The organism is Anoxybacillus sp. ST4 (assembly GCF_019448545.1).
GTDB lineage: Bacteria > Bacillota > Bacilli > Bacillales > Anoxybacillaceae > Anoxybacillus > Anoxybacillus pushchinoensis.
Genome location: NZ_JAHZOE010000017.1, coordinates 19,713 through 41,220, shown reverse-complemented (window position 1 = coordinate 41,220; position 21,508 = coordinate 19,713). Strand labels below are relative to the sequence as shown.

19 protein-coding genes, 2 tRNA genes and 1 pseudogene are annotated in these 21,508 nt (G+C 40.9%); all 22 read right to left on the bottom strand.

Going from position 1 to position 21,508, the window contains the following annotated elements; all coding sequences use genetic code 11:
• Positions 1-41: 41 nt before the first annotated feature.
• The 22 genes and pseudogenes from hslO to K1I44_RS10825 all read right to left on the bottom strand — a co-directional run bounded on the left by hslO (position 42) and on the right by K1I44_RS10825 (position 21,462).
• Positions 42-929 carry an Hsp33 family molecular chaperone HslO gene (gene hslO, locus K1I44_RS10930; protein WP_003398235.1) on the bottom strand — a complete coding sequence of 296 codons (888 nt, stop codon included), beginning with the start codon at positions 927-929 and terminating at the stop codon, positions 42-44.
• 5 nt (positions 930-934) lie between these two features.
• Entirely contained in the window at positions 935-1,708 is a 774-nt protein-coding gene (locus K1I44_RS10925) for a type III pantothenate kinase (RefSeq protein ID WP_003398234.1), read from the bottom strand.
• A gap of 100 nt (positions 1,709-1,808) precedes the next feature.
• Entirely contained in the window at positions 1,809-3,692 is a 1,884-nt protein-coding gene (gene ftsH / locus K1I44_RS10920) for an ATP-dependent zinc metalloprotease FtsH (protein WP_003398233.1), read from the bottom strand.
• An 85-nt stretch (positions 3,693-3,777) separates the two neighbouring features.
• Positions 3,778-4,323, bottom strand: a complete 546-nt coding sequence (gene hpt / locus K1I44_RS10915) for a hypoxanthine phosphoribosyltransferase (protein WP_091703119.1) — start codon at positions 4,321-4,323, stop codon at positions 3,778-3,780.
• A 21-nt stretch (positions 4,324-4,344) separates the two neighbouring features.
• Positions 4,345-5,727, bottom strand: coding sequence for a tRNA lysidine(34) synthetase TilS (gene tilS / locus K1I44_RS10910; RefSeq protein ID WP_219986152.1), 1,383 nt, complete (start codon positions 5,725-5,727; stop codon positions 4,345-4,347).
• Positions 5,728-5,792: 65 nt separating this feature from the next.
• A complete protein-coding gene (locus K1I44_RS10905) occupies positions 5,793-6,731 on the bottom strand; it encodes a serine/threonine protein kinase (RefSeq protein WP_035045287.1) in 939 nt (312 codons plus the stop codon).
• Positions 6,694-7,452, bottom strand: a pseudogene (locus K1I44_RS10900) (VWA domain-containing protein); the annotation flags it as partial. The gene K1I44_RS10905 and the pseudogene K1I44_RS10900, both read right to left, overlap by 38 nt.
• 51 nt (positions 7,453-7,503) lie before the next feature.
• The gene (spoIIE, locus tag K1I44_RS10895; protein WP_219986156.1) at positions 7,504-9,969 is read right to left on the bottom strand and encodes a stage II sporulation protein E; all 2,466 of its coding nucleotides are present in this window, start codon (positions 9,967-9,969) and stop codon (positions 7,504-7,506) included.
• Positions 9,970-10,147: 178 nt separating this feature from the next.
• Positions 10,148-10,219 (bottom strand) — tRNA-Glu (locus tag K1I44_RS10890).
• Positions 10,220-10,230: 11 nt separating this feature from the next.
• Positions 10,231-10,307, bottom strand: a tRNA-Met gene (locus K1I44_RS10885).
• A 134-nt stretch (positions 10,308-10,441) separates the two neighbouring features.
• Complete coding sequence (locus K1I44_RS10880; RefSeq protein WP_219986151.1) at positions 10,442-10,834, bottom strand: S1 domain-containing RNA-binding protein; 393 nt, start codon at positions 10,832-10,834, stop codon at positions 10,442-10,444.
• Positions 10,835-10,926: 92 nt separating this feature from the next.
• Positions 10,927-11,298, bottom strand: a complete 372-nt coding sequence (locus tag K1I44_RS10875) for an FtsB family cell division protein (RefSeq protein WP_003398225.1) — start codon at positions 11,296-11,298, stop codon at positions 10,927-10,929.
• 22 nt (positions 11,299-11,320) lie between these two features.
• Positions 11,321-11,929, bottom strand: a complete 609-nt coding sequence (yabQ, locus tag K1I44_RS10870; protein ID WP_219986150.1) for a spore cortex biosynthesis protein YabQ — start codon at positions 11,927-11,929, stop codon at positions 11,321-11,323.
• Positions 11,926-12,219 (bottom strand): sporulation protein YabP, encoded by a 294-nt coding sequence (gene yabP, locus K1I44_RS10865; RefSeq protein WP_003398222.1) that lies wholly within the window; start codon positions 12,217-12,219, stop codon positions 11,926-11,928. Before yabP ends, yabQ begins: the two co-directional genes overlap by 4 nt.
• A 66-nt stretch (positions 12,220-12,285) precedes the next feature.
• The gene (locus tag K1I44_RS10860; protein WP_003398221.1) at positions 12,286-12,543 is read right to left on the bottom strand and encodes an RNA-binding S4 domain-containing protein; all 258 of its coding nucleotides are present in this window, start codon (positions 12,541-12,543) and stop codon (positions 12,286-12,288) included.
• Between the two features lie 3 nt (positions 12,544-12,546).
• Positions 12,547-13,998, bottom strand: a complete 1,452-nt coding sequence (yabN, locus tag K1I44_RS10855; RefSeq protein WP_219986149.1) for a bifunctional methyltransferase/pyrophosphohydrolase YabN — start codon at positions 13,996-13,998, stop codon at positions 12,547-12,549.
• A gap of 2 nt (positions 13,999-14,000) precedes the next feature.
• Positions 14,001-15,557 (bottom strand): putative polysaccharide biosynthesis protein, encoded by a 1,557-nt coding sequence (locus tag K1I44_RS10850; RefSeq protein WP_003398219.1) that lies wholly within the window; start codon positions 15,555-15,557, stop codon positions 14,001-14,003.
• A gap of 58 nt (positions 15,558-15,615) precedes the next feature.
• Entirely contained in the window at positions 15,616-16,152 is a 537-nt protein-coding gene (gene spoVT / locus K1I44_RS10845; protein ID WP_003398218.1) for a stage V sporulation protein T, read from the bottom strand.
• 195 nt (positions 16,153-16,347) lie between these two features.
• A complete protein-coding gene (gene mfd, locus K1I44_RS10840; RefSeq protein ID WP_003398217.1) occupies positions 16,348-19,860 on the bottom strand; it encodes a transcription-repair coupling factor in 3,513 nt (1,170 codons plus the stop codon).
• A gap of 57 nt (positions 19,861-19,917) precedes the next feature.
• Entirely contained in the window at positions 19,918-20,148 is a 231-nt protein-coding gene (gene fin / locus K1I44_RS10835) for an anti-sigma-F factor Fin (RefSeq protein ID WP_003398215.1), read from the bottom strand.
• A gap of 66 nt (positions 20,149-20,214) precedes the next feature.
• Positions 20,215-20,778 carry an aminoacyl-tRNA hydrolase gene (pth, locus tag K1I44_RS10830; protein WP_003398214.1) on the bottom strand — a complete coding sequence of 188 codons (564 nt, stop codon included), beginning with the start codon at positions 20,776-20,778 and terminating at the stop codon, positions 20,215-20,217.
• 57 nt (positions 20,779-20,835) lie between these two features.
• Entirely contained in the window at positions 20,836-21,462 is a 627-nt protein-coding gene (locus K1I44_RS10825) for a 50S ribosomal protein L25/general stress protein Ctc (RefSeq protein ID WP_003398213.1), read from the bottom strand.
• Positions 21,463-21,508: the final 46 nt, after the last annotated feature.

Here is a 21,508-nt window from a genome sequence, read left to right as displayed (position 1 = left end):
TTGTAACCAATTTATCAGTTATTTTCGAAATTGTCAATCATTTATTGTTGTTTTGCTAATTTTTTTAACTCCTCAAGATCTTCGGCTGAAAATGTGTACGTTTCATTACAAAAATGACAAGACGCCTCAGCCTTTCCTTCTTCATCAATCATTTGCTGAATTTCTTCTACCCCTAAGCTAACGATTGCATCTGCTACACGCTCACGCGAACAGCGACAAACAAATGATACAGGCATCTTCTCGAGAATGTTCACATGTTGTTCTCCACCAAGCAGTTCGTATAAAATTTGTTCTGGCGTCAAACCACTTTCGATCATTTTGGAGATTGGCGGAATCGTCGCTAAACTTTTTTCAATATTTGCAATCGTTTTTTCTTCTGCCCCCGGCATGAGTTGCAAAATAAAACCACCAGCCGCTAATATTGTATAATCACGGTTAACTAACACTCCCACACCAACGGATGATGGTGTTTGTTCAGAAGAGACAAAGTAATATGTAAAGTCTTCACCAAGCTCCCCGGAAACGAGCGGGACTTGTCCTGTAAAATAATCGCGCAATCCTAAGTCTTTCACTACAGTCAATGTTCCATTTGTTCCAACCGCCCGAGCAACATCAAGCTTTCCGTTTGCGTTTAGCTCAAAATGCACGTGTGGATTTGATACATAGCCGCGCACTTGACCTTTTGCGTTGCTATCGACAAGAATATGTCCGATCGGACCCCCGCCCTCAATTTTAATGGTAATTTGACTATCACCTTTTAACATCGCTCCCATCATTACCCCTGCCGTCATGGCGCGACCCAATGCTGCCGAAGCTGTTGGCCATGTTTGATGGCGACGTTGAGCTTCGCGAACCGTTTCAGTTGTTCGCACGGCATATGCCCGCACTTGACCATCATACGCGAGCGCTTTCACTAAATAGTCTGTCATAGCTGTCACTCACCTTTCTTATTTCGCTCATATAACAATTGTAATCCTTTTAACGTTAAAAATGGATCGACGATATCAATCGCGTTCGATTCATGGGCAATTAATGATGCTAGTCCCCCTGTAGCAATGACTTTCGGTGGAACCGCGCTTTTTTCTTTCATCCGCGCAACAATTCCCTCCACCTGCCCAACATATCCGTATAAAATGCCTGCCTGCATCGCACTCACTGTATTTTTCCCAATAATATCGTCTGGACGGGCGATTTCAATGCGCGGAAGCTTCGCCGCACGAGAATAGAGCGCTTCTGTGGAGATTGTAATCCCCGGCGCAATAGCTCCTCCCATATATTGCTTATGCTCATTAATATAACAGTATGTTGTTGCCGTACCAAAATCGACAATAATGAGTGGGGCACCATACAGATGGATACCTGCTACAGCATTAACGATTCGATCGGCACCTACTTCTTTCGGGTTATCATACTTAATATTAAGCCCTGTCTTAATTCCCGGGCCAACAATAAGCGGTTTAATGTGAAAGTATTTTGTACACATTCGCTCAAGCGCAAACATAATCGGTGGCACAACAGAAGAAATAATAATGCCATCAATGTCAGAAAAATGTAAACCGACATCTTGCAGCAACATTTTGATCATCATTCCATATTCATCTTCTGTTTTGTTTCGGCTCGTTTCGATGCGCCAATGAAACTTCAACTCATCTCCATCATATACACCTAGTACTGTATTTGTATTTCCAACATCCAATACAAAAATCATCGCTCATCCCCACTTTTTCACAAATTGTTCCTTTTTTCATCATATCACATTCGCTTAGGCCGACGGTAAAAAAAGATGCCTCTTATAAAAAGAGACACCTTTATTCTTCCTTTTTCGTTTGAATATTTACTTTTACTTCTTCTTGTTTTTCACCGTTTCGGTTTGGCAGCGTGCCGTGTTCGAATAGATGCTTAATTTGCTCAGCATCAAGCGTTTCAACTTCAAGCAACGTGTTAGCGATTAAATCTAGCTTGTCGCGATTTTCCGTTAATAGACGCTTTGCTTTCTCATAACATTCTTTAATCATTCGCTGCATCTCAAGATCAATTTCGTATGCAATTTGATCGCTGTAGTTTTGTTCGTTATGCAAGTCGCGTCCTAAAAACACTTGGCCGTGAGATTGACCAAACTGCATCGGTCCTAGCTTTTCGCTCATGCCAAACTCCGTAACCATGCGGCGAGCAATGCTTGTTGCACGTTGGAAGTCGTTATGCGCTCCCGTACTTACTTCACCAAATACAATTTCCTCAGCAACACGTCCACCGAGAAGCCCTGTAATTTTATCGAGCAGCTCTGGTTTTGTCATAAAATAACGGTCTTCTTTTGGCAACATGACTGCATATCCACCCGCTTGCCCCCGCGGTACAATCGTTACTTTATGCACCATTTCCGCATCAGCAAGCACCATACCAATGACGGTATGACCTGCTTCGTGATACGCAACAATTTTTCTTTCTTTTTCCGAAATGACACGACTTTTCTTTGCTGGACCAGCAATAACACGGTCTGTCGCTTCGTCAATATCGCTCATATCGATTTTTTTCTTGTTGCGGCGAGCTGCGACGAGGGCTGCTTCATTTAGTAAGTTCTCTAAATCAGCCCCAGAAAAACCAGGTGTCCGCATCGCAATGGCTTTTAAATCAACAGATTCATCAAGCGGCTTGTTGCGCGCATGCACACGAAGAACCGCCTCGCGTCCTTTTACATCTGGACGGTCAACTGTAATTTGACGGTCAAAGCGCCCTGGACGTAAAAGAGCAGGGTCTAAAATGTCAGGACGGTTTGTCGCAGCGATAATAATAATTCCCTCATTACCGCTGAATCCATCCATTTCAACAAGCAGCTGGTTTAATGTTTGCTCCCGTTCATCATGGCCTCCGCCTAAGCCGGCACCACGCTGACGTCCAACCGCATCAATCTCATCAATAAAAATGATACAAGGGGCGTTTTTCTTCGCTGTTTCAAACAAATCACGCACACGCGAAGCACCGACACCAACGAACATCTCGACGAAATCTGAACCGCTAATAGAGAAAAACGGAACACCCGCTTCTCCTGCGACTGCTCTGGCTAACAACGTTTTTCCTGTCCCGGGCGGTCCAACAAGGAGAACACCTTTCGGGATGCGAGCGCCGAGCTCTACAAATTTGCGAGGATCTTTTAAAAACTCAACGATTTCAACGAGTTCTTGCTTTTCTTCGTCCGCACCAGCTACATCTTTAAAGCGAACGCGCTTTTTCTCTTCGTTATACAACTTCGCACGGCTTTTGCCGAAATTCATCACCCGGCTGCCGCCACCTTGAGCTTGATTTAATAAAAAGAAGAACAAAATAAAAATGATGATAAACGGAATAATGGACGTAAAAAACGTCACCCATCCGCTCGTTTCATCCGCAGGCAACACTTCTACTTTTGCCTGTTTTGCCGCCTCATCAATTCGTTGAAGAATTTGCGGACTATTTGCGACGTAGGTCGTGAAAAACTGTCCTTCAGCGTATGTTTTTAATTGTCCACGAATTTCATAAACGCCTCGCTCTGGCTTCAACGAGACGTACTTCACATCACCATTTTCTAGATGGGTAATGAACGCATCGTACGTCATCCGTTCCGCACGTTGGTTGCCGCCGTTTAAAAAACTTACAACGCCGATGACGACAAGAAAAATTAGTAAGTAAAAGATTGTATTACGGAAAATGCGGTTCATCTCCTACCTCCTCCCACACTTAAAACACGCTATAGTCAATAGTATCATAGAAAAACGTTCCAAAACAAACGATGTGCATGAAAAATTATTTACTGTATACTTCCGGTTTTAACACACCGATGTACGGAAGATTTCGGTATTTCTCACAATAGTCTAACCCATAACCGACAACGAATTCATCCGGAACGATAAAACCGACATAATCTGCTTCGATATTTGCCTTTCGACCAGACGGTTTATCAAGCAACGTCACAATTTTAATCGATTTCGCTTTACGATAACGGAATAAGTCCGCTAAATAACTTAACGTTAACCCGCTATCAATAATATCTTCAATGATGAGAACATCACGACCTTCAATCGATGTGTTTAAGTCTTTTAAAATTTTCACCTCACCCGATGATACCGTGGCATGACCGTAACTTGATACGTCCATAAAATCGATTTCTAAATATGTATCGATATGCTTAATCAAATCTGCCATAAACGGCATCGCACCTTTGAGCACACCGACCGCGAGCGGAAAGCGACCGTCATATTCTTTTGTCAATAATGCACCTAGTTCTTTTACTTTTTGCTGAATTTGCTCCTCTGTAATTAAAATTTTTTCCATATCTTGATGCATACCCATATTCTTTCCTCCTACCATCATTCATTGCTTTTTATAGTGTAATACAATATAGCGATTTTTTGTAATATTTGTTGCTGTATAAGCTGATTTTTTTATCCCTGGAATCCATATAATGTTTCCGTTTGCATCTTCGACGATTGGCCATTGGTCCCTCTCGTTCATCGGGACTTTTTCATCAATAAAGATACGCCCAACTTTTTTGGCATGTTCCATCCCTTTAACTTTCATGCGATCTCCGTGCTTTCTCGTTCGCACACGAAGAGGTAACACGACTTGATCCATATCAATAACGACGCGTTCATCGCCTGCAATACAAGGATAGTGATCAACAAACTCGCTCATGAGTTGATAGCCATTTGGCAACATAATCGTATCAGGAATATGCATGACAAATTCATATTCGCACGGCTGTTCATATTGAAATGTAAATATGCACGCTTCATATTGACGAATCATTTTTAATCCGTTTGGAAAATGAAGCATACCTGAAGGATGTTTTCGTTCAAAAAAACGTAACACTTGTTCGATATGTATAGAAGACAATGTCGACGGGACATTTCCGTAAAGATAGTTTAATATTAGTTGAATCCCTCGCCTTTGTAAAGGTTTTGGCATGCGCATGAACGAAGGAACATCAACACGAATACGCCCTTCTTGTTCGTTCATGACATGCTTTAGCTTTTCTTTTGTCAACTGCTCTAAAAATGCCTCATCTTCACTAACGATCTCACTAAACTGTTGAACATGTTCATGAACGCAAACGTTTTCCCGTTTCAAAAAAGGGAGAACGTGATGGCGAAAACGATTGCGTGTATAATCATCTTTATCGTTGCTCGGGTCATGCCGGGCGTACAGTTCGTTTTCTTGACAATATTGTTCGATTTGTTGCCGATCAATACATAAGAAAGGGCGAATGATATACCCATCGCCAAACGGTCTCTTCACAGGTATACCAGCATATCCTTTCGGCGTACTCCCACGTACAAGCCGCATGAGCACCGTTTCAACTTGATCATCACCGTGGTGGGCTAAAGCAATATATCGCGCTTTATATTTTTTCATCACTTGTTCAAAGAAATCGTATCTGCAATCGCGGGCTGCCTCTTGCACCCCTTTTTTCGTTCGTTTCATATACGCCCGAACGTCATATTTTGTGACCTCACATATAATACTACGTTGCTCGCAAAAATGTTTCACAAAATGCATATCTTCTTCCGATTGTTTTCCTCGCAACATATGGTCGACGTGTGCAACGACAATTTGAATATGATATCGTTCTCGTTCGCTCCATAAAAAATGGAGCAATGCTAATGAATCCGGGCCGCCTGACACGCCAACAACAACGGTTGTACCACACTCAAGCAATTGATGCTTTTCAATAAACTGATGTACAACTTGTAACATACGCACCCTCTTCGCAAACGTCGTTTTTTACAATCGTACCACAACTCAAAACGAACGTACAAAAATTAAAGAATTTGGACGTACAAATAAACAACATACATAAATAAAAGACAAACAAACAAAAACATCGTTTCTAGCAAGCGAAACTTTCGAGCAGCCTTGCCCCGTCGCTTTTCTACCCGAGCAGAAGGCTGCTGCATACATTGCAACAAATCCTTCCTCATTTCATCAGCAGAAGCGTACTTCCCGTCTAGTGCACGCCATAATATTTTTTCATATTTTTTTAAATAGCTGTGGGAAGAAATCATTCGTCGGAGTTGCTCCCTCCCATTTTCCTTTCTTTCAAATCGCTTTGGATAACACATGTTAATCATAATCATTGCTACTGCAAACAAATCGTAAGAAGGTTCTGCCTTTCGTGTTCCCATCCCCCAATATCCGCGATCAAAAAACTCCGTAAACTCTTTAATTGCTCTACCGCGAATCGTTGTACCCCCCACGTCAATTAACCGTACTTTCGGAACCGCCCCTGCTACAATTAAATTTTCTGGTTTTAAATCTCCAAACACCCATCCTTTTTCATGCAATTTATGCAAATCACCTAGTAGCTGTAATGTCATAACGACGATCCAATCTTTTCCTCGTTTCTGAATAAAAGTTAATAAATCATCCCCCTCAATATATTCCATGACGTAAAATGAATACATCTTTTTTTCTTGCGGATGAACCCAGTCATCAACATCTAATAAACAAGGTCCGAGGGCAACTCCCTGGACCTCTGAAAATCGTTTAAGTACATTAACTTCTGACATCATCGCCGCCGCTTGGTTGCTTATTTTCATCGCAACAAATGTGCGCCCTTCTTTCGCTAAATAAACAACACCGTTCGCCCCTTTGCCGAGCTGTTTTATAATTTCATAGCGACGTTTATGCCACTTCCCTTGTATCATCGTTCCTATTCGAATGCTACATGGATTGTTCGATGTATACATCGTCATCACCATCATGAGTAAACAAGCTTTTCAGTGAACGTTTTTTTTGGAATTGTTGTAGCGCTTCACGAATCGCTGGACCGGTCGGTGTAATGCCTCCCGACGTAAGTTTTGGGAAAACGCTTGAAATGGATTCCATTTTCGGCGTCCAGTCTAAAATGCGATCTACCTCTCCTTTTTTCCCGGGAAATACAAAAACAGAAAACTCATTATTTCCCAAACGAGCATTCAAACTAATAGATAAATCTAGCAATGCTTCTTTGACCGTTTGCAACTTCGTTTTCATACTTCCGCTCGTGTCTACTAATATTAAAACTTGTAAGTTAACGGTCTCTCCCAATTCTTCAACAACTTCCATCACTTCACCTCTTTTTTCTGGTGGAAGCTCCTCGATCGAAGCGCGAGAACCTAAAATTTGTTTCAGCTCGCGATTAATGACGCCTTGCAACGTCTGGGTCATCGCTTTTCTCGTCACCATTTGCACCGTTTGCGCCAACTGTTTAGCATAAACAACTTGGCTAATGCCACCACCAGACTGAGCAATTCCTTCAATTTCACGCAATCCTTGTTCATCAATCACATCTTGATCGAGAACACCAATCACGTTGACTGTAATTCCTTGCTCTTTCGCTAATGCTGCCATAGCAATTGGATCTTCACCATGATTAGAACAACCGTCCGTAATTAATAAAATTTGACGTAACGTTCCTTTTCGCATACGCTCATCCCCTCCGAAAAAGTTAGTATATTCCCATCATCGACGGTTAGAGGGGATTTTATACCTTTATTTCATATATTGATATGCCGGAATGACAGCCCATTTCGGTGTATTATGCTTAATGCGCGCAACGACAATTGTCATATCATCTTCGATTTCTCCACCGTTCAAGCGAATGACTTCTTCTAAAAGTAACTCGGACACTTCTTGCGGATCATTCGTTTTTAATTCTTTAATTTTCCGCTTTATCCATACATCATGATTTTCAATGTGAGACACACCGTCAAAAATGCCGTCGCTCATCATAATGAGCAAATCCCCAGCTTTCAGCTGTTCCTCGAACACTTCGAACTCTACTCCGGTAATAATACCAATCGGCAAATTGCTTGATTCAATTTTCATGACGTTGTTCCCTCGTTTAATGAAGCTAGGTGAAGAGCCAACTTTTAAAAACTTTGTTGTTGCATTTTGCAAATCAACGATAGCTAAATCGAGCGTAGAAAAAATTTCTTCCGTCGTCCGCAACGCTAAAATCGAATTAATGGATTTAATGGCAATTCGCTCTTCAATGCCCGATTGTAAAATTTTTTGTAACAATTTTAACGTTTCTTTGCTTTCGTAATGCGCCCGTTCACCATTCCCCATACCATCGCTAATAGCCAGCGCATATTTCCCTCCACCGATTTCCATCATTGCGTAACTGTCACCGGAAATGAATCCACCACCTTTTGCAACGTACGCAACACCTGTATCGATGACAAACGCTTTTGAAGAGCTAAATGCAACCCGGCAATCTCCATTTGGATACGTCGAGCAATCTTCTCTCTTCACAACGATCGTCTCACCTAAAATATCAGATAACATCGGTGCAATAAGTTTTTCACACTCTCCCCTTCCATCGCAATATGGAATAACCATTTCAATATCAACATTTCCTTTGTCTAAACTATAAATTTCAACATCATTCACATCTACACCGAACTGTTGAAGGGCATGCAAAATTTGTTCTTCTTGTACGTAATAATTTTCACGCTCTTTTTGAATTTCTTTCGCGAAATCTTCCATCACTTGTGACACACCTAATAACTGTTCTGCGACAAGCCTACGGCTTTCTTTCATTTGCTGTTTTAATTTTTTGTTTGCTTTATAAAACGATACGTCCTTTTCAATCATTTGCACGACTTTATTCGCTTTTACACAATGTTTATTCCACTCACGCAGCAACTTTGCATTTACAATTTGATCATTTTCACTCGCCTCTTGCATAATTTTTTTCATGTAATCATATGTTTTATCAAAGTGATTCACCCAACATTGATCTTTTTTAAAGCATGTTTGACACGTTTTAGCAGCAACATCACTTAAAAAATAATCAATTTCGCGTTCCTCTTCTTCCTCGTGAGTAAGCACACTATATGAAGAAAAGCTTTTCGATAGCGCTTGAAACACATGCGAAAATTGCTCAACGCGCTGCGCTGTCACATCACGAATTTTCCGTACATACTGTTGTTGTTCGTTCGTATGCTCAACAGTTCCTGGCACATATTTCGCCATTTTACTCGTTAACGATTGTGGCGTCATAAGGAAAAGCAAAACGGCACATAGCGACTCTACAACATTTGGGACAATATTTGTCGTTCCTTGGCTATAAAGGGCAATTAACAATGTTGCGACGACCAAACCAAATGAAACACCTAACTTTTTTCCTTCCTTTAGCAGTCCGCCAAGCAACCCGGCGAAAGCGAGTAAACTCATTTGATATAAATTAGAAACGTTCGCCAAGCTTAAAATGAGCCCCGTCACGACGCCGACGGTTGAACCGACCGTTGCACCAGCTACAAAAGCAAACAGCAACAGTAAATAACGCGAAGCAATATGCTCTAACGACAAACTATACATGGACCAACCGACCATTCCAGTCAACATAGAAGAAATGAGAATAACAAAAGAAATAACTTCTTCTGGTTTCAACGTTTGTTTATATTTTTGATGATCAAATAACGGCACGCTCTGTAAAAAAATGAGCGTTAAAATGGACGCAAGACCTGCTTCGATAAACATCGTCATTCCTTCATATACCGTCCATTCATGACCCCATGTGTATATCATCCCCGTTTTCGCGAAAGCCGAGGCAAAAAATACGACAACCGGCAACCTTTTCAGCGGAGCATCAATCCAATAAAACAACCGATAAAAAACGAGAAACATCACGATCGAAGCAACAATAAATAAAGAAGTGTAAAAAGAAACCGTCAGCGATCCTGCAAATAAAGCAATAAACACAAAGCCTAACTTATCGCGGCGAAGTAAATAAATGGCCGAAAAGAAGGGCAAAGCAAACGGTGTCATTTTCGTTAAAATGAGAGCTCGTCCAAGCAAAAAACCAATAATTAAAAACAAAAACCCTTGCTGAAATAACAAATGGCTTAATCGAACTGTAAATCGTTGCAACCATTGAGAAACAGTCGTTCTTGTCCTACTTAAAGGCACTTCAGCCATTTGATTGACCACTTTCCGTTCTAATCTCTCCATCATTCATCCTCTCCTTCTTTCACATATACGTCTATTACTTTGTATTATACAGACTGAATTATCAAAATTTTGTCAAAAAAAGAAGATGGATCATATAAATCTTTCGACGGAATATCACAAAAAACGGCTCATAAAAACAAAAAACACCAATTTCATGACGAAATTGGTGTTTTTACGATGACCCGTACGGGATTCGAACCCGTGTTACCGCCGTGAAAGGGCGGTGTCTTAACCACTTGACCAACGGGCCATTATACAATTTGGTAGCGGCGGAGGGAATCGAACCCCCGACCTTACGGGTATGAACCGTACGCTCTAGCCAGCTGAGCTACGCCGCCATGCAACGACATTTGTTATTTTACTACGTTTCTTCAGCAAAGTCAATACTTTTTTACTGAAATTCAAACGAAAAAGCATCCACTCATGAAATGGATGCTTATATGAACTGCCTCATATCCGATTCGGCAGCAAGTTAACCGCGTCGAGCACCACGACCTCCTCGTTTGGATTCAGTATGGCGTTTAAGGGATGCTAAACGATCTTCACTTTCTTTTAAGAAACGGCTAATTTTCTGCTCAAAGCTTTCTTTTGAAGCGCGATCGTTTCCTTTATTGCGCGGACGTGAAGCTTGTTCTTTTGCCTTCTTAATCGACAAGCCAATTTTGCCATCCTTCTCAACATGAATGACACGAACCTCGACTATATCGCCTACTTTCAAATGTTCGTTAATGTCTTTCACATAGCTGTCAGCTACTTCGCTAATGTGTACTAAGCCTGTCGCGCCTTCCGGTAACTCAACAAACGCTCCGAATTTTGTAATGCCCGTTACTTTTCCCTGTAACTTGCTGCCTACTTCAATTGACATAAAAAAAGTGCTCCTCCTTAAAATCTGAAAAATCGTTTCTTTCATTATACATAATGAAAAAAACAAGTGTCAATAAGCCGTGTGCCCATCTGTCAATCATCAGGAGTGATAAAAATAATTTCCCCTTCTTTCGACAAAAAATATTGTTTTCGAGCCAATTCGGCAATATATTGATCGTCATTTAATTTTTTGATCTCTTCTTGTAATCTTTTTTCATCTTTTTGCAACGTGCTTAACTTTTCTTCCAACTGCTCTTTCGTTTTTATTTGTTTATCAATCGTTGAAGATTGTGCCATCATGAGATACAAAAACAGCGAAGAAGCGGCTAACGCCACTGTTGCCAGCATGCTAAAACGAATAAAAATTTTTTTGCGACGACGCGCCTTTTTATGCTCTTGCTTCTCTTGTTGAATGACGTAAGACGTTTGTATTTTTTGTACTCTGTTTCTTTGTGGGGCGCCCATGTTCTTCACCGCTCCTTCTTCGTTACACTTTCTTTCTAAACATATTCGCTACCTTCATATAAAACCCTTTTCCAACATGAAAGAAATGACCAATAGCCGCTTGAAATCGCAAGGGAGTTTTTTTCAAAACGAAATGTCCAAGCGACATAAACGGTTGCAATATGAAGAGTACACATACATATATTGCTTTATATAAAATTTTACCAATAGATAAAATGAAATGACAAGTAGTGAACAATAAAAAAACGAAAAAACGGTAAAGAAGTCGAAGCGGAAATATGATGACATAATAAAATAAACGCACGAATAAGCGATATAACGACACAATGATGCGAATGATCCACTGCAACAAACGAACGTACACATGTTGAAACAACGCTCGGTAAGTAGCATACCCACATAAAATAGCTAAAAAAATGTAGAAACGAATTTCTCCGTTATTAACGAGCAACAACGTATAAAAAGCATATAACGCCTGCACAACCCAAAAAAGAATGTCCGCAATCCAAACAATTAACCGATGACGTTTAGAACGGTCAAATATATGAGCGTACGTATCAAAACATGCCCCGATGACGACCCCTGTTCCGATCATCGCAAGCAAAGTTGTAAATTGTATGTGCAAGCTCATTTAAACAACTTGCTAAAGAATCCTTTAGCTTTCTCCGTATGATGTTCATCTAAATAAACGATTTCAAAAATTTTCCCTTTAATTGAAACAATCCCTTTGTCTACATCTAAGTTTTTCATTTGTAAGTTTTGACCTTTAACAGATAAAAAACCCATCACTGTTTCTAACAAAAACTCTTCATTATCAAAACTCTCTACTTGCTTTACACCTGTAATTTCTAACGTACGCCGACCGCGCATAACAATGTCATGCTCTTGAATCGGCCCTTTATTTCCTACATGTTGCGTCATCATCGTCTCCCCCTCACAACCATTATTTGTACAAGTGTATGAGGGGGGAAAACGGTTTAGAACAAGCTATTCAACGCGTTCTTCTTTTACAATCTCATATAATGCGCTCGCTTCTTCTTTTTTTGCATGATCTTGTAACCCAATAACCTTAGCTGTTACGTGTTTTTGCCCAAACTGAATTGTAATTTCATCACCGATTTTGACCGTTGAGCTCGCTTTCGCTTGTTGACCATTAATCAATACACGCCCTTGATCAGCCACTTCTTTCGCTAACGTTCTTCTTTTAATAAGCCGAGAAACTTTTAAAAACTTATCGAGCCGCATATTTTATAGCCCCTCCCTTTTTGCTTCTTCCCATATGTCATCTAGTTGTTTTAATGAGTATGCTTGCCATTCTCCCCCTTGCTGCTTTACTTTCTGTTCGATGTATTGGAAACGACGATAAAACTTTTCGTTCGCCATTGCTAACGCCTCTTCAGGATTAATTTTATAATATCGACATACATTAATGAGCGCAAATAGTAAATCACCAAATTCGGATTTTAACTTTTCTTCATCCATGCGATCTGCTTCTTCCTTTACTTCATTCATTTCTTCTTCAACTTTATGCCACATGGACTGTACTTCCGACCAGTCAAATCCGACTTCCGCTGCTTTTTTTTGATACTCGTATGCACGCAACGTACTTGGCAACGCTTTAGCAACATCATCAAGCAAAGAATCGAATACCTTTTCTTTTTCCTCTTGTTTTATCGCTTGCCAATTGCGCACAACCTCTTCAGCATGATCAACATGAACGTCCCCAAATACGTGAGGATGACGGCGTACCATTTTTTCTGTAATGGCTCGAATCACATCATCAATGGAAAACATTCCTTCATCTTCGCCAATTTGAGCGTGGAGCATCACTTGCAATAGGACGTCCCCAAGCTCCTCAATCATATTTTCATCATCTTGCCGATCAATCGCATCAAGAAGCTCGTATGTCTCTTCTAGCAAGTATTTTTTTAGCGATTCATGCGTTTGTTTCCGATCCCAAGGACAACCATTTGGTCCGCGCAACGTCGCGATTACACGTCGCAAAGTAGTAAAATCGTGATACAGCAGTTCATCGTGTTCTACCTTTGGTACATAAACGCTCGTTAAATTGCTAACCGTCGTCGCTCGATCAAGCTCATATAGCGCAACCTTTTCGACGCGCTCTCGCTTACTTCCTGCCGCATCGACGATAAAAACCGGATAATCGTGCGGTAACTTTTCTAACAAAGCTAATTTGACATCAGACGCAATAAATGAGTCATATACTTGGCAAAAAACGATGTGGTTGCGCAATTGAATCTCATCCGGCTGAAATGAGGTCGCATCAATGAATTGAAAGCCCTCGATCGGATCAACACCAATGGCAGTAAATAGCGCATCGAGGAAGCTTTGTCCCCCTTCAATGCGGACAGAAATATCGCTCTGTTTCTCCATCAACAACTTGACTGTGCGCTCCGCAACGAGTGGGTGCCCAGGTACAGCATATACAACATCCCCTTTTTTCGCCTCCTCGCACAAATCTTTCACAATGTGTTCGTACACTTGTTCAAATTGGTCGTATGTTTCATATACATCATCAAATGACTGAGCATGTATTCCTTCCGTCTCTAACTGTGCGACAACAGGATGATCTTTCGTTCGTAAAAAAAGGCATTTCGCTTGCTTTAATGTACGATACACACCAACTGGAAGCTGATCTATATCTCCTGCTCCGAGACCGACAATTGTGATTGTTCCCATGACTATCCAGCCTTTCTTTGTTTAATATGAGTGAAATAACGTCCAAACGGAAGAGCGAACAATTCTTTTTCGGTAAAAATCCCTTTTTTAACAATCATTATAATATAAACAAACGCTCCAATAAAAACGCCACCTATCGCTTGAAGCGACGAAAATAGACGTCCGTGATGAACAGACAACTCGTTCGTTAACATAACGTAACCAATGACAATCATAGCCATCACAACAGCAGCTTGCATCGTTTTCATGACTGTAATGATTGAAAGCAAAGGGCGTTCCATTCGTTTCTGTACATAAAAAAGAGCAATAATAAACATGATGGCATATGCGGCACATGTGGCTATTGCTGCCCCTACCGTATGCCATGACGGAACGAACCATATGTTGAACACCCATTTTAACATCATACCGATACATACAATAAAGAGCGGACGAAACACATCCCCAAGCCCTTGCAAAATAGCGATAAATGTTAGTGTGAGGGAAGTAAACAGAATAGAAATGGCTAAAATTGTCAGCTCCATTGCACCCGCATGATCTTTAAATAACATCGTATTTGCTTGTTTTAATATGCAAACTAAACCGACAACCGCCCCTAATCCAATAACAAACGCTAAGCGAGCAGCGGTATATACTCCTTCGCGATGCGCTTGCCTTTGCGATAACATAGGCACAAGTGCTAATGAAAAAGAAGTAGCTGCTACCGTTCCGAGTTGAATAAACGGTTGTCCCCGATCATAAATGCCTTTTGCTGTTTTCGCGAACTCACCTAATCCTGCTTGTTGCAATAAAGGTAAAAGGGTCAATGAATCAACGAGCTGCATCAAAACGAGCACCATATTAGCTAAACAAATCGTCACCCCATGGATCGCTAAAAATAAAAATACTTTTCTTTTTTCTTGTTTCGGCAAACGTATCGATGCACGAATGTTCATCTGTTTTCGCAACATATACGCGGCAAGCACGACAAGCGCAGCAAAACTTCCGATCAGTGAACCAAACATCGCACCTGCTCCTGCATCATAAACGGTAAATCCATAATGAAGCAAAAGGAAAGATAAGAACAAAATAGCCCCCACCCGTATTAGTTGCTCAACAACTTGTGAAACAGCGGTTGGAACCATCTCCCCCCTTCCTTGAAAATAGCCACGACAAACAGAAGTGAATGGGAGGAGCAAAAAAGCAAATGAAATGGCCCGAATAAGCGCAACTAACTGAGCATCTCCCATGATCGTCGCAAGAAACGAAGCGCCGAAATAAAGAATAGAAAACATAACCATGCCGATGAATGATAAAAAGTAAAAAGAAAAACGAACGATAGCCACCTCATATACTGATTGTTTATTTTCAGCAATCAGCTTTGAAATCGCAACAGGATAGCCGTATGTAGATAAAGCGAGAAAAATGCCATAAAACGGGTAAACCTGTTGATAAATATAAAATCCCATATCGCCCGCGATGTTTTGATACGGAATACGATAAAAGGCGCTCAATACTTTTGTGAATAAAGCGGCGAGCGTCAATATGAACGCCCCTTGCAACCAATCTTTTCTCTCCATAACGTTTCACCTTTTCAATTACATATGACATCAAAAAAAGGTAGCGAAATGCTACCTTTTATTGTTCCATTTGACGAGCAAGGAAGCTCGCCGCTGTTTCCGCTGCTTTATGCTCCACTTCGCTGATCGTTTTATCTTTTGAGAAAATGACGACCGCCCCGATTGGATCTCCTCCCGCAATAATTGGCGCGATTACGTATGACTGCATATGCTCTTCATGCCCTTGCGCAAATGATACGCTCGTTTCTTCTGTGTGCAAAACGGATTGACGATCTTCCATCACTTTTTCAACAAGTTCGCTTACGCTTTTATTTAAATATTCTTTTTTCGATCCGCCTGCCACCGCAATAAAAACGTCGCGATCGCAAATAAGCACGGGTTGTCCTAGACTATCAAAAAGCGCTTCAGCATATTCTTTTGCAAAGTCACCTAATTCGCTAATTGGAGAATATTTTTTCAAAATGACTTCGCCATCACGGTCAACAAATATTTCAAGTGGGTCTCCTTCGCGAATGCGAAGTGTTCTGCGAATTTCTTTCGGAATAACTACTCGTCCTAAATCATCGATTCGTCGAACAATACCTGTTGCTTTCATCTATCGATGCCTCGCTTTCATTTAGTTATTAAAAATGGCACTGGTGAAACAGTTGAATAATTCACCATTGTTGTGATTAGTATCCGTCACACATGTAGTTATATACACAATGAAGGGGGATTTTTTTTAAAAAGTGAAAATCCCCCATCTTCATCATTGCCACTTATTCATAAACAATAAACATGATACAATCAATTATTTTTTAGCATATTTTAACCCTTTTAGCAACTCATAAATAATCATTAACCATTGTTGTGGTTTCATTCCCTTCGCATGAACGACAATTTTAAATCGATCTCCGTCCATACCGAAGCCGACATCCCTGCCGTATGGCTCACCAAGCTTAAACAATTGACTCACATCAATTTGCTTCGTCGTTTCTTGAGAGAACAAAATAGTAATATCTTGCTTCGTCTGCTTAATGGATTGAATGAGATGTTGCTTTGCATATATTTTGATTTCTGCAATTTGGAATAAATAAGCAACTTCATCCGGATACTCACCGAAACGATCTACCATTTCCTCTCGCAACTGTTCAACGTCCTCAAACGTCTCGAGTGCACGGAACCGTTTATACATCTCAATTTTTTGTTGTTCATTTGAAATATAACGTTCCGGGATGTACGCATCAACTTCTAGATCGATTTCTACTTCAAACGGCTTTTCCTCTTTCGTTCCTTTTCGTTCTTCAATGGCTTCTTTCAACATTTGCGAGTAAAGCTCAAAACCGACAGAATCAATAAATCCATGTTGCTGTGCTCCTAATAAGTTTCCGGCACCTCGAATAGACAAATCGCGCATCGCAATTTTAAAACCAGATCCAAGCTCTGTAAACTCTTTAATCGCTTGCAACCGTTTTTCAGCAATTTCATTCAACACTTTATCTTTTCGATACGTGAAGTACGCATACGCAATACGATTGGAGCGCCCCACGCGCCCACGCAATTGATATAGTTGCGAAAGGCCCATTTTATCGGCATCATAAACAATTAACGTATTCACATTTGGGATATCGACCCCAGTTTCAATAATAGTTGTGCTTACTAACACATCGTATTGCCCTTCTAAAAATGCCAACATCACTGCTTCAAGCTCATTTTCTGACATTCTCCCGTGCGCGTACGTTACGCGAGCATCGGGCACGAGCGTTGAAATTTCCTCTGCTTTCCGATCAATGTCTTCAATGCGGTTATAAAGAAAAAACACTTGCCCTCCTCGCGCCATCTCGCGCTCAATCGCTTCTCGGACGATCATTGGACTATATTCCATCACATACGTTTGCACAGGGAAACGATTTTCCGGAGGCGTTTCGATCACGGACAGATCACGGACACCGATGAGCGACATGTGCAACGTGCGCGGAATCGGTGTAGCGGTTAATGTCAATACATCGATATTTGTTTTTAGCTGTTTTATTTTTTCTTTATGGGCCACACCAAAGCGCTGTTCCTCATCAATGATTAATAAACCTAAATCTTTAAACGATACGTCTTTAGATAGCAGTCGATGTGTTCCGATCACCATATCGATCGTGCCGTTCTTCAAACCTTGGAGCGTCTCTGCTTGCTGCTTTTTCGTACGGAATCGACTCAATAAACCGACGTTGATCGGGTATCCTTGGAAACGTTCGCGAACCGTCTCGTAGTGTTGTTGGGCTAAAATTGTTGTTGGAACGAGAAATGCCACTTGTTTTCCATCCATTATTGCCTTGAACGCTGCACGCAAGGCAACTTCTGTTTTCCCATAGCCAACATCCCCACATAATAATCGGTCCATTGGCCGTTCGCTCTCCATATCGCGTTTGATTTCACGAATCGAACGAAGTTGATCTTCTGTTTCTTGATATGGAAATGCCGCTTCAAATTCTCGTTGCATTTCATTATCTGGCGAAAACGCATACCCCTTACTCGCTTCCCGCTCGGCATATAACTTCATTAAATCTTCAGCAATGTCTTGAACAGAGGACTCTACTTTCTTTTTTACTTTCTTCCACTCTGTTCCGCCCAATTTATAAATTTTCGGCTCTTTTCCTTCTGAGCCTACATACTTTTGGACAAGATCCATTTGATCGACAGGAACGTATAACGTATCATTCCCTTGATATTGAATATGGATGTAATCTTTATGAATTCCGTTAATTTCTAACGTTTCAATCCCTAAATATTTCCCAATTCCATGATTGACATGAACAACATAGTCGCCTACTTTTAAATCTGTATAACTTTTAATACGTTCGGCGTTTGACAGTTTTTGACGTCGAACGGGACGCTTCAGTCGCTTTTTGAATAGCTCCTCTTCTGTAATCACAGCAATTTTTTGCATCGGTAATTCAAATCCTGCTGTTAATCCAGATGGGACTATTTGACACTTTCCATGCAATAGCGCATCGTCTTTTCCAATTTGAACGGCATCAATCTCATAATCTTCTAACGTCTGTTTCAGTTTTTTCGCTCGTTCTTCATCACCCGCTAGCAAAACGACCGCATAATTTCCCTTTCGCCAACGTTCTACTTCCACTTTTAACAATTGCATTTGACTATAAAACACTTGCATTTGTTTACAAGATACATTAACAATGTTTTGCGGATGCGTATATGGAATATGACGTAAAAATAAAGATAAATAAATTGTCGATCTCCATCGGTTTTGTAACACTTCAGGAAATGAATGTGAAATTTTTATATGTTGTACAATTTTCCCTTCTTCTAATACATTCGTATACCATTCCGCCTCTTCTTGCTCGAGCTTTTCTGCTACTTCTTGAATGCGGCTCATTTCGTCAATGATGACAACGCCATGATCCGGGATGTAATCTAGTAAACTCGCAGACGAAGGGTAAAAGAGCGAGAAATACTTGTACATGTCTTCAATTAATTTTCCGTTTCTCAATTGCTCTAACTCGGACGAAACATGCTCGTATAACAAGTTTTTTGTTCTCTCATCCTGAATTTGCTGCAACGTATCGTCAAAATGCGATTGTAACTTTTGAACAGCTTCATCTATATGTTGTTGCTCGATGATTAACTCTGTTGCTGGTCCGATGGATACTTCGTCCATCTCAGCTACTGAACGTTGGTCGTCAACCGAGAACGTCCGAATCGATTCAATTTCAATATCAAATAACTCGATGCGATAAGGAAGCTCTGCAGTAAGTGGATAAATATCAATAATACCACCTCGGACGCTAAATTCACCCGGCGTCGAAACGACCGATACACGCTCATATCCCATAGCAACAAATTGTTTTAAACAACGCTCCACATCTATTTGTCCTCCGACGTGAAAATGGAGTTGATAACGTTGCCATACGTCTTTCGGCGGAAGTAGCCTGCGCAACGCTGCAACAGGAGCGATAACAATTCCTTTTTTACGTGCGCAAAAATAGTTTAATACTTCGAGACGTTGCGCACGCAATTCTGGGCTAGCTACAGCTAATTCAGCTGCAATGAGTTCATTAACAGGATAAAGAAACACTTCCTCCTCATCAACTAATTGAATAAGGTCATCATATATTTTTTGCGCTTGAAATAAATTGTGCGTCACAATGCATAAAGGTCGTTCTGTATCCTCGTATAAAGAAGAAATAAAAACAGAACGTGCAGAGCCCGACAAGCCTGTTACAAGCTGTTCTTTCAAGCCGTTACGGATTCCCTCTGCAACCGATTGCATGTCCGCATGATTCATAAAATACTGTCGTAAGCCTCGCAAAAAACTCCCTCCTCCCCAAACATAAATACAAAAACGCTTTGGGAGCCCCAAAGCCAACTATTGAATAAACTTTTCATATTGATGAAGATCAGGATTTCGATCTAACGCTTCTTGGCAATCTTCGCAAATTGTCTTTACATGAACTTCTCCATTCGGAAGATATTGAATCATATCCAATCTTTCTTCTTCAGTTAAATGATGAAAGCCTAGTTGCTTACTTTCTAACCCGAGTGCATCAATCGCTCCGATTTTTATGCCACAATGTCGGCAGTAATAATGCAACGCCATATGTGTCCCTCCCAAATGGTTAGTCTAATCGAATACATTTTGAACCATTTAGTCGGGAATTATTCATTACTTATTGCATTCATTCATCACTTGAGCAAACGGAATTTGTAATGACCGTTCGCACGCATGAGCTGCTTTTTTAATTGCTTCGTCAATCCGTATCTTTTCTTCATCTGTAAATCGACCTAACACGTAGTCGCTCACTTTCATCCCGTTTTTCGGTCGATCAATACCGATACGAATACGCTTAAATTGTTCTGTTTTCAAATGTTGAATGAGCGATTTCATTCCATTATGTCCGCCAGCGCTTCCTTTCGGACGCAAGCGAACTGTACCTGTCGGCAAATCTAAGTCGTCATAAATGACGATAATCTCATCGACATCGATGTTATAATAGTCCATCAAAGGCCGAACGCATTCGCCTGATAAGTTCATATATGTAAGCGGTTTGCACAATATGACTTTTTCACCTGAAACGATACCGCTCGCAAATATACCACGAAACTTCGTTTGATTGAACGTCAATCCCCAACGATGCGCAAGCTCATCAATGACCATAAAGCCTACATTATGCCTCGTTTGTTCATATTCTTTCCCTGGATTACCTAAACCAACAAACAATTTTGCCATTTCCCCTGCTCCTTATCTCCATACTGCAAAAGACGTAACCAATGATGGCTACGTCCGTCACGGCGTCGTTTCACGTCCTTCTTCCGATTCCGGCTTTCCTGGCTCTTGCTCCTCGCCGCTATGAATTTCTTCCTCTTGCTTCGGTGGCAAGATTGATGCGATCACTTCTGTCGGATCGTGATTCACTTCATAAGCACCGTTCGTTTGTATGTGTGAAATAGTAAGAACATCGCCTACTTGTAAGTTCGTTATATCTATATCAATCGATGAAGGGATATTTGTCGGCAACGCCCGAATAGATAGTTGGTGCATCGCTTGTTGCAACACCCCTCCATCTTTCACGCCAGCTGCCTCACCAACTAAATGAATAGGAACGGAAACATCAATTTTCGTCTTTGCATCAACAGCTAAAAAGTCGATATGAATGATATCGTGACGAATCGGATGCTTTTGCATATCGCGAACGATGACGCGAATATGATCATCATTCACTTGAACATCTAACAGTCCCGTCCCACCGGTAGCGCGCCATTGCTTCGAAAACTCGGCCGCATCAACAAAAACAGGTTGGCTATTCGTCTTTTTTCCATACACGATGGCTGGAATACGACCTTGTTTTCGCATTTGCTTTACATAAGAGCGTCGATGGTCTGTACGCAATTGGAGCTGTAACAATGAAATCACCTTCCTATTTTAGAATCGCTCATAGCTTCCCCTAAAATAGGAAGGT

What these genes read in the sequence shown, in the direction of transcription:
- hslO (WP_003398235.1), bottom strand. Translation starts at nt 929, where the DNA reads ATGACAGACTATTTAGTGAAAGCGCTCGCGTATGATGGTCAAGTGCGG.
- K1I44_RS10925 (WP_003398234.1), bottom strand. Translation starts at nt 1,708, where the DNA reads ATGATTTTTGTATTGGATGTTGGAAATACAAATACAGTACTAGGTGTA.
- ftsH (WP_003398233.1), bottom strand. Translation starts at nt 3,692, where the DNA reads ATGAACCGCATTTTCCGTAATACAATCTTTTACTTACTAATTTTTCTT.
- hpt (WP_091703119.1), bottom strand. Translation starts at nt 4,323, where the DNA reads ATGGGTATGCATCAAGATATGGAAAAAATTTTAATTACAGAGGAGCAA.
- tilS (WP_219986152.1), bottom strand. Translation starts at nt 5,727, where the DNA reads ATGTTACAAGTTGTACATCAGTTTATTGAAAAGCATCAATTGCTTGAG.
- K1I44_RS10905 (WP_035045287.1), bottom strand. Translation starts at nt 6,731, where the DNA reads ATGGTGATGACGATGTATACATCGAACAATCCATGTAGCATTCGAATA.
- spoIIE (WP_219986156.1), bottom strand. Translation starts at nt 9,969, where the DNA reads ATGGAGAGATTAGAACGGAAAGTGGTCAATCAAATGGCTGAAGTGCCT.
- K1I44_RS10880 (WP_219986151.1), bottom strand. Translation starts at nt 10,834, where the DNA reads ATGTCAATTGAAGTAGGCAGCAAGTTACAGGGAAAAGTAACGGGCATT.
- K1I44_RS10875 (WP_003398225.1), bottom strand. Translation starts at nt 11,298, where the DNA reads ATGGGCGCCCCACAAAGAAACAGAGTACAAAAAATACAAACGTCTTAC.
- yabQ (WP_219986150.1), bottom strand. Translation starts at nt 11,929, where the DNA reads ATGAGCTTGCACATACAATTTACAACTTTGCTTGCGATGATCGGAACA.
- yabP (WP_003398222.1), bottom strand. Translation starts at nt 12,219, where the DNA reads ATGACGCAACATGTAGGAAATAAAGGGCCGATTCAAGAGCATGACATT.
- K1I44_RS10860 (WP_003398221.1), bottom strand. Translation starts at nt 12,543, where the DNA reads ATGCGGCTCGATAAGTTTTTAAAAGTTTCTCGGCTTATTAAAAGAAGA.
- yabN (WP_219986149.1), bottom strand. Translation starts at nt 13,998, where the DNA reads ATGGGAACAATCACAATTGTCGGTCTCGGAGCAGGAGATATAGATCAG.
- K1I44_RS10850 (WP_003398219.1), bottom strand. Translation starts at nt 15,557, where the DNA reads ATGGAGAGAAAAGATTGGTTGCAAGGGGCGTTCATATTGACGCTCGCC.
- spoVT (WP_003398218.1), bottom strand. Translation starts at nt 16,152, where the DNA reads ATGAAAGCAACAGGTATTGTTCGACGAATCGATGATTTAGGACGAGTA.
- fin (WP_003398215.1), bottom strand. Translation starts at nt 20,148, where the DNA reads ATGGCGTTGCATTATTACTGCCGACATTGTGGCATAAAAATCGGAGCG.
- pth (WP_003398214.1), bottom strand. Translation starts at nt 20,778, where the DNA reads ATGGCAAAATTGTTTGTTGGTTTAGGTAATCCAGGGAAAGAATATGAA.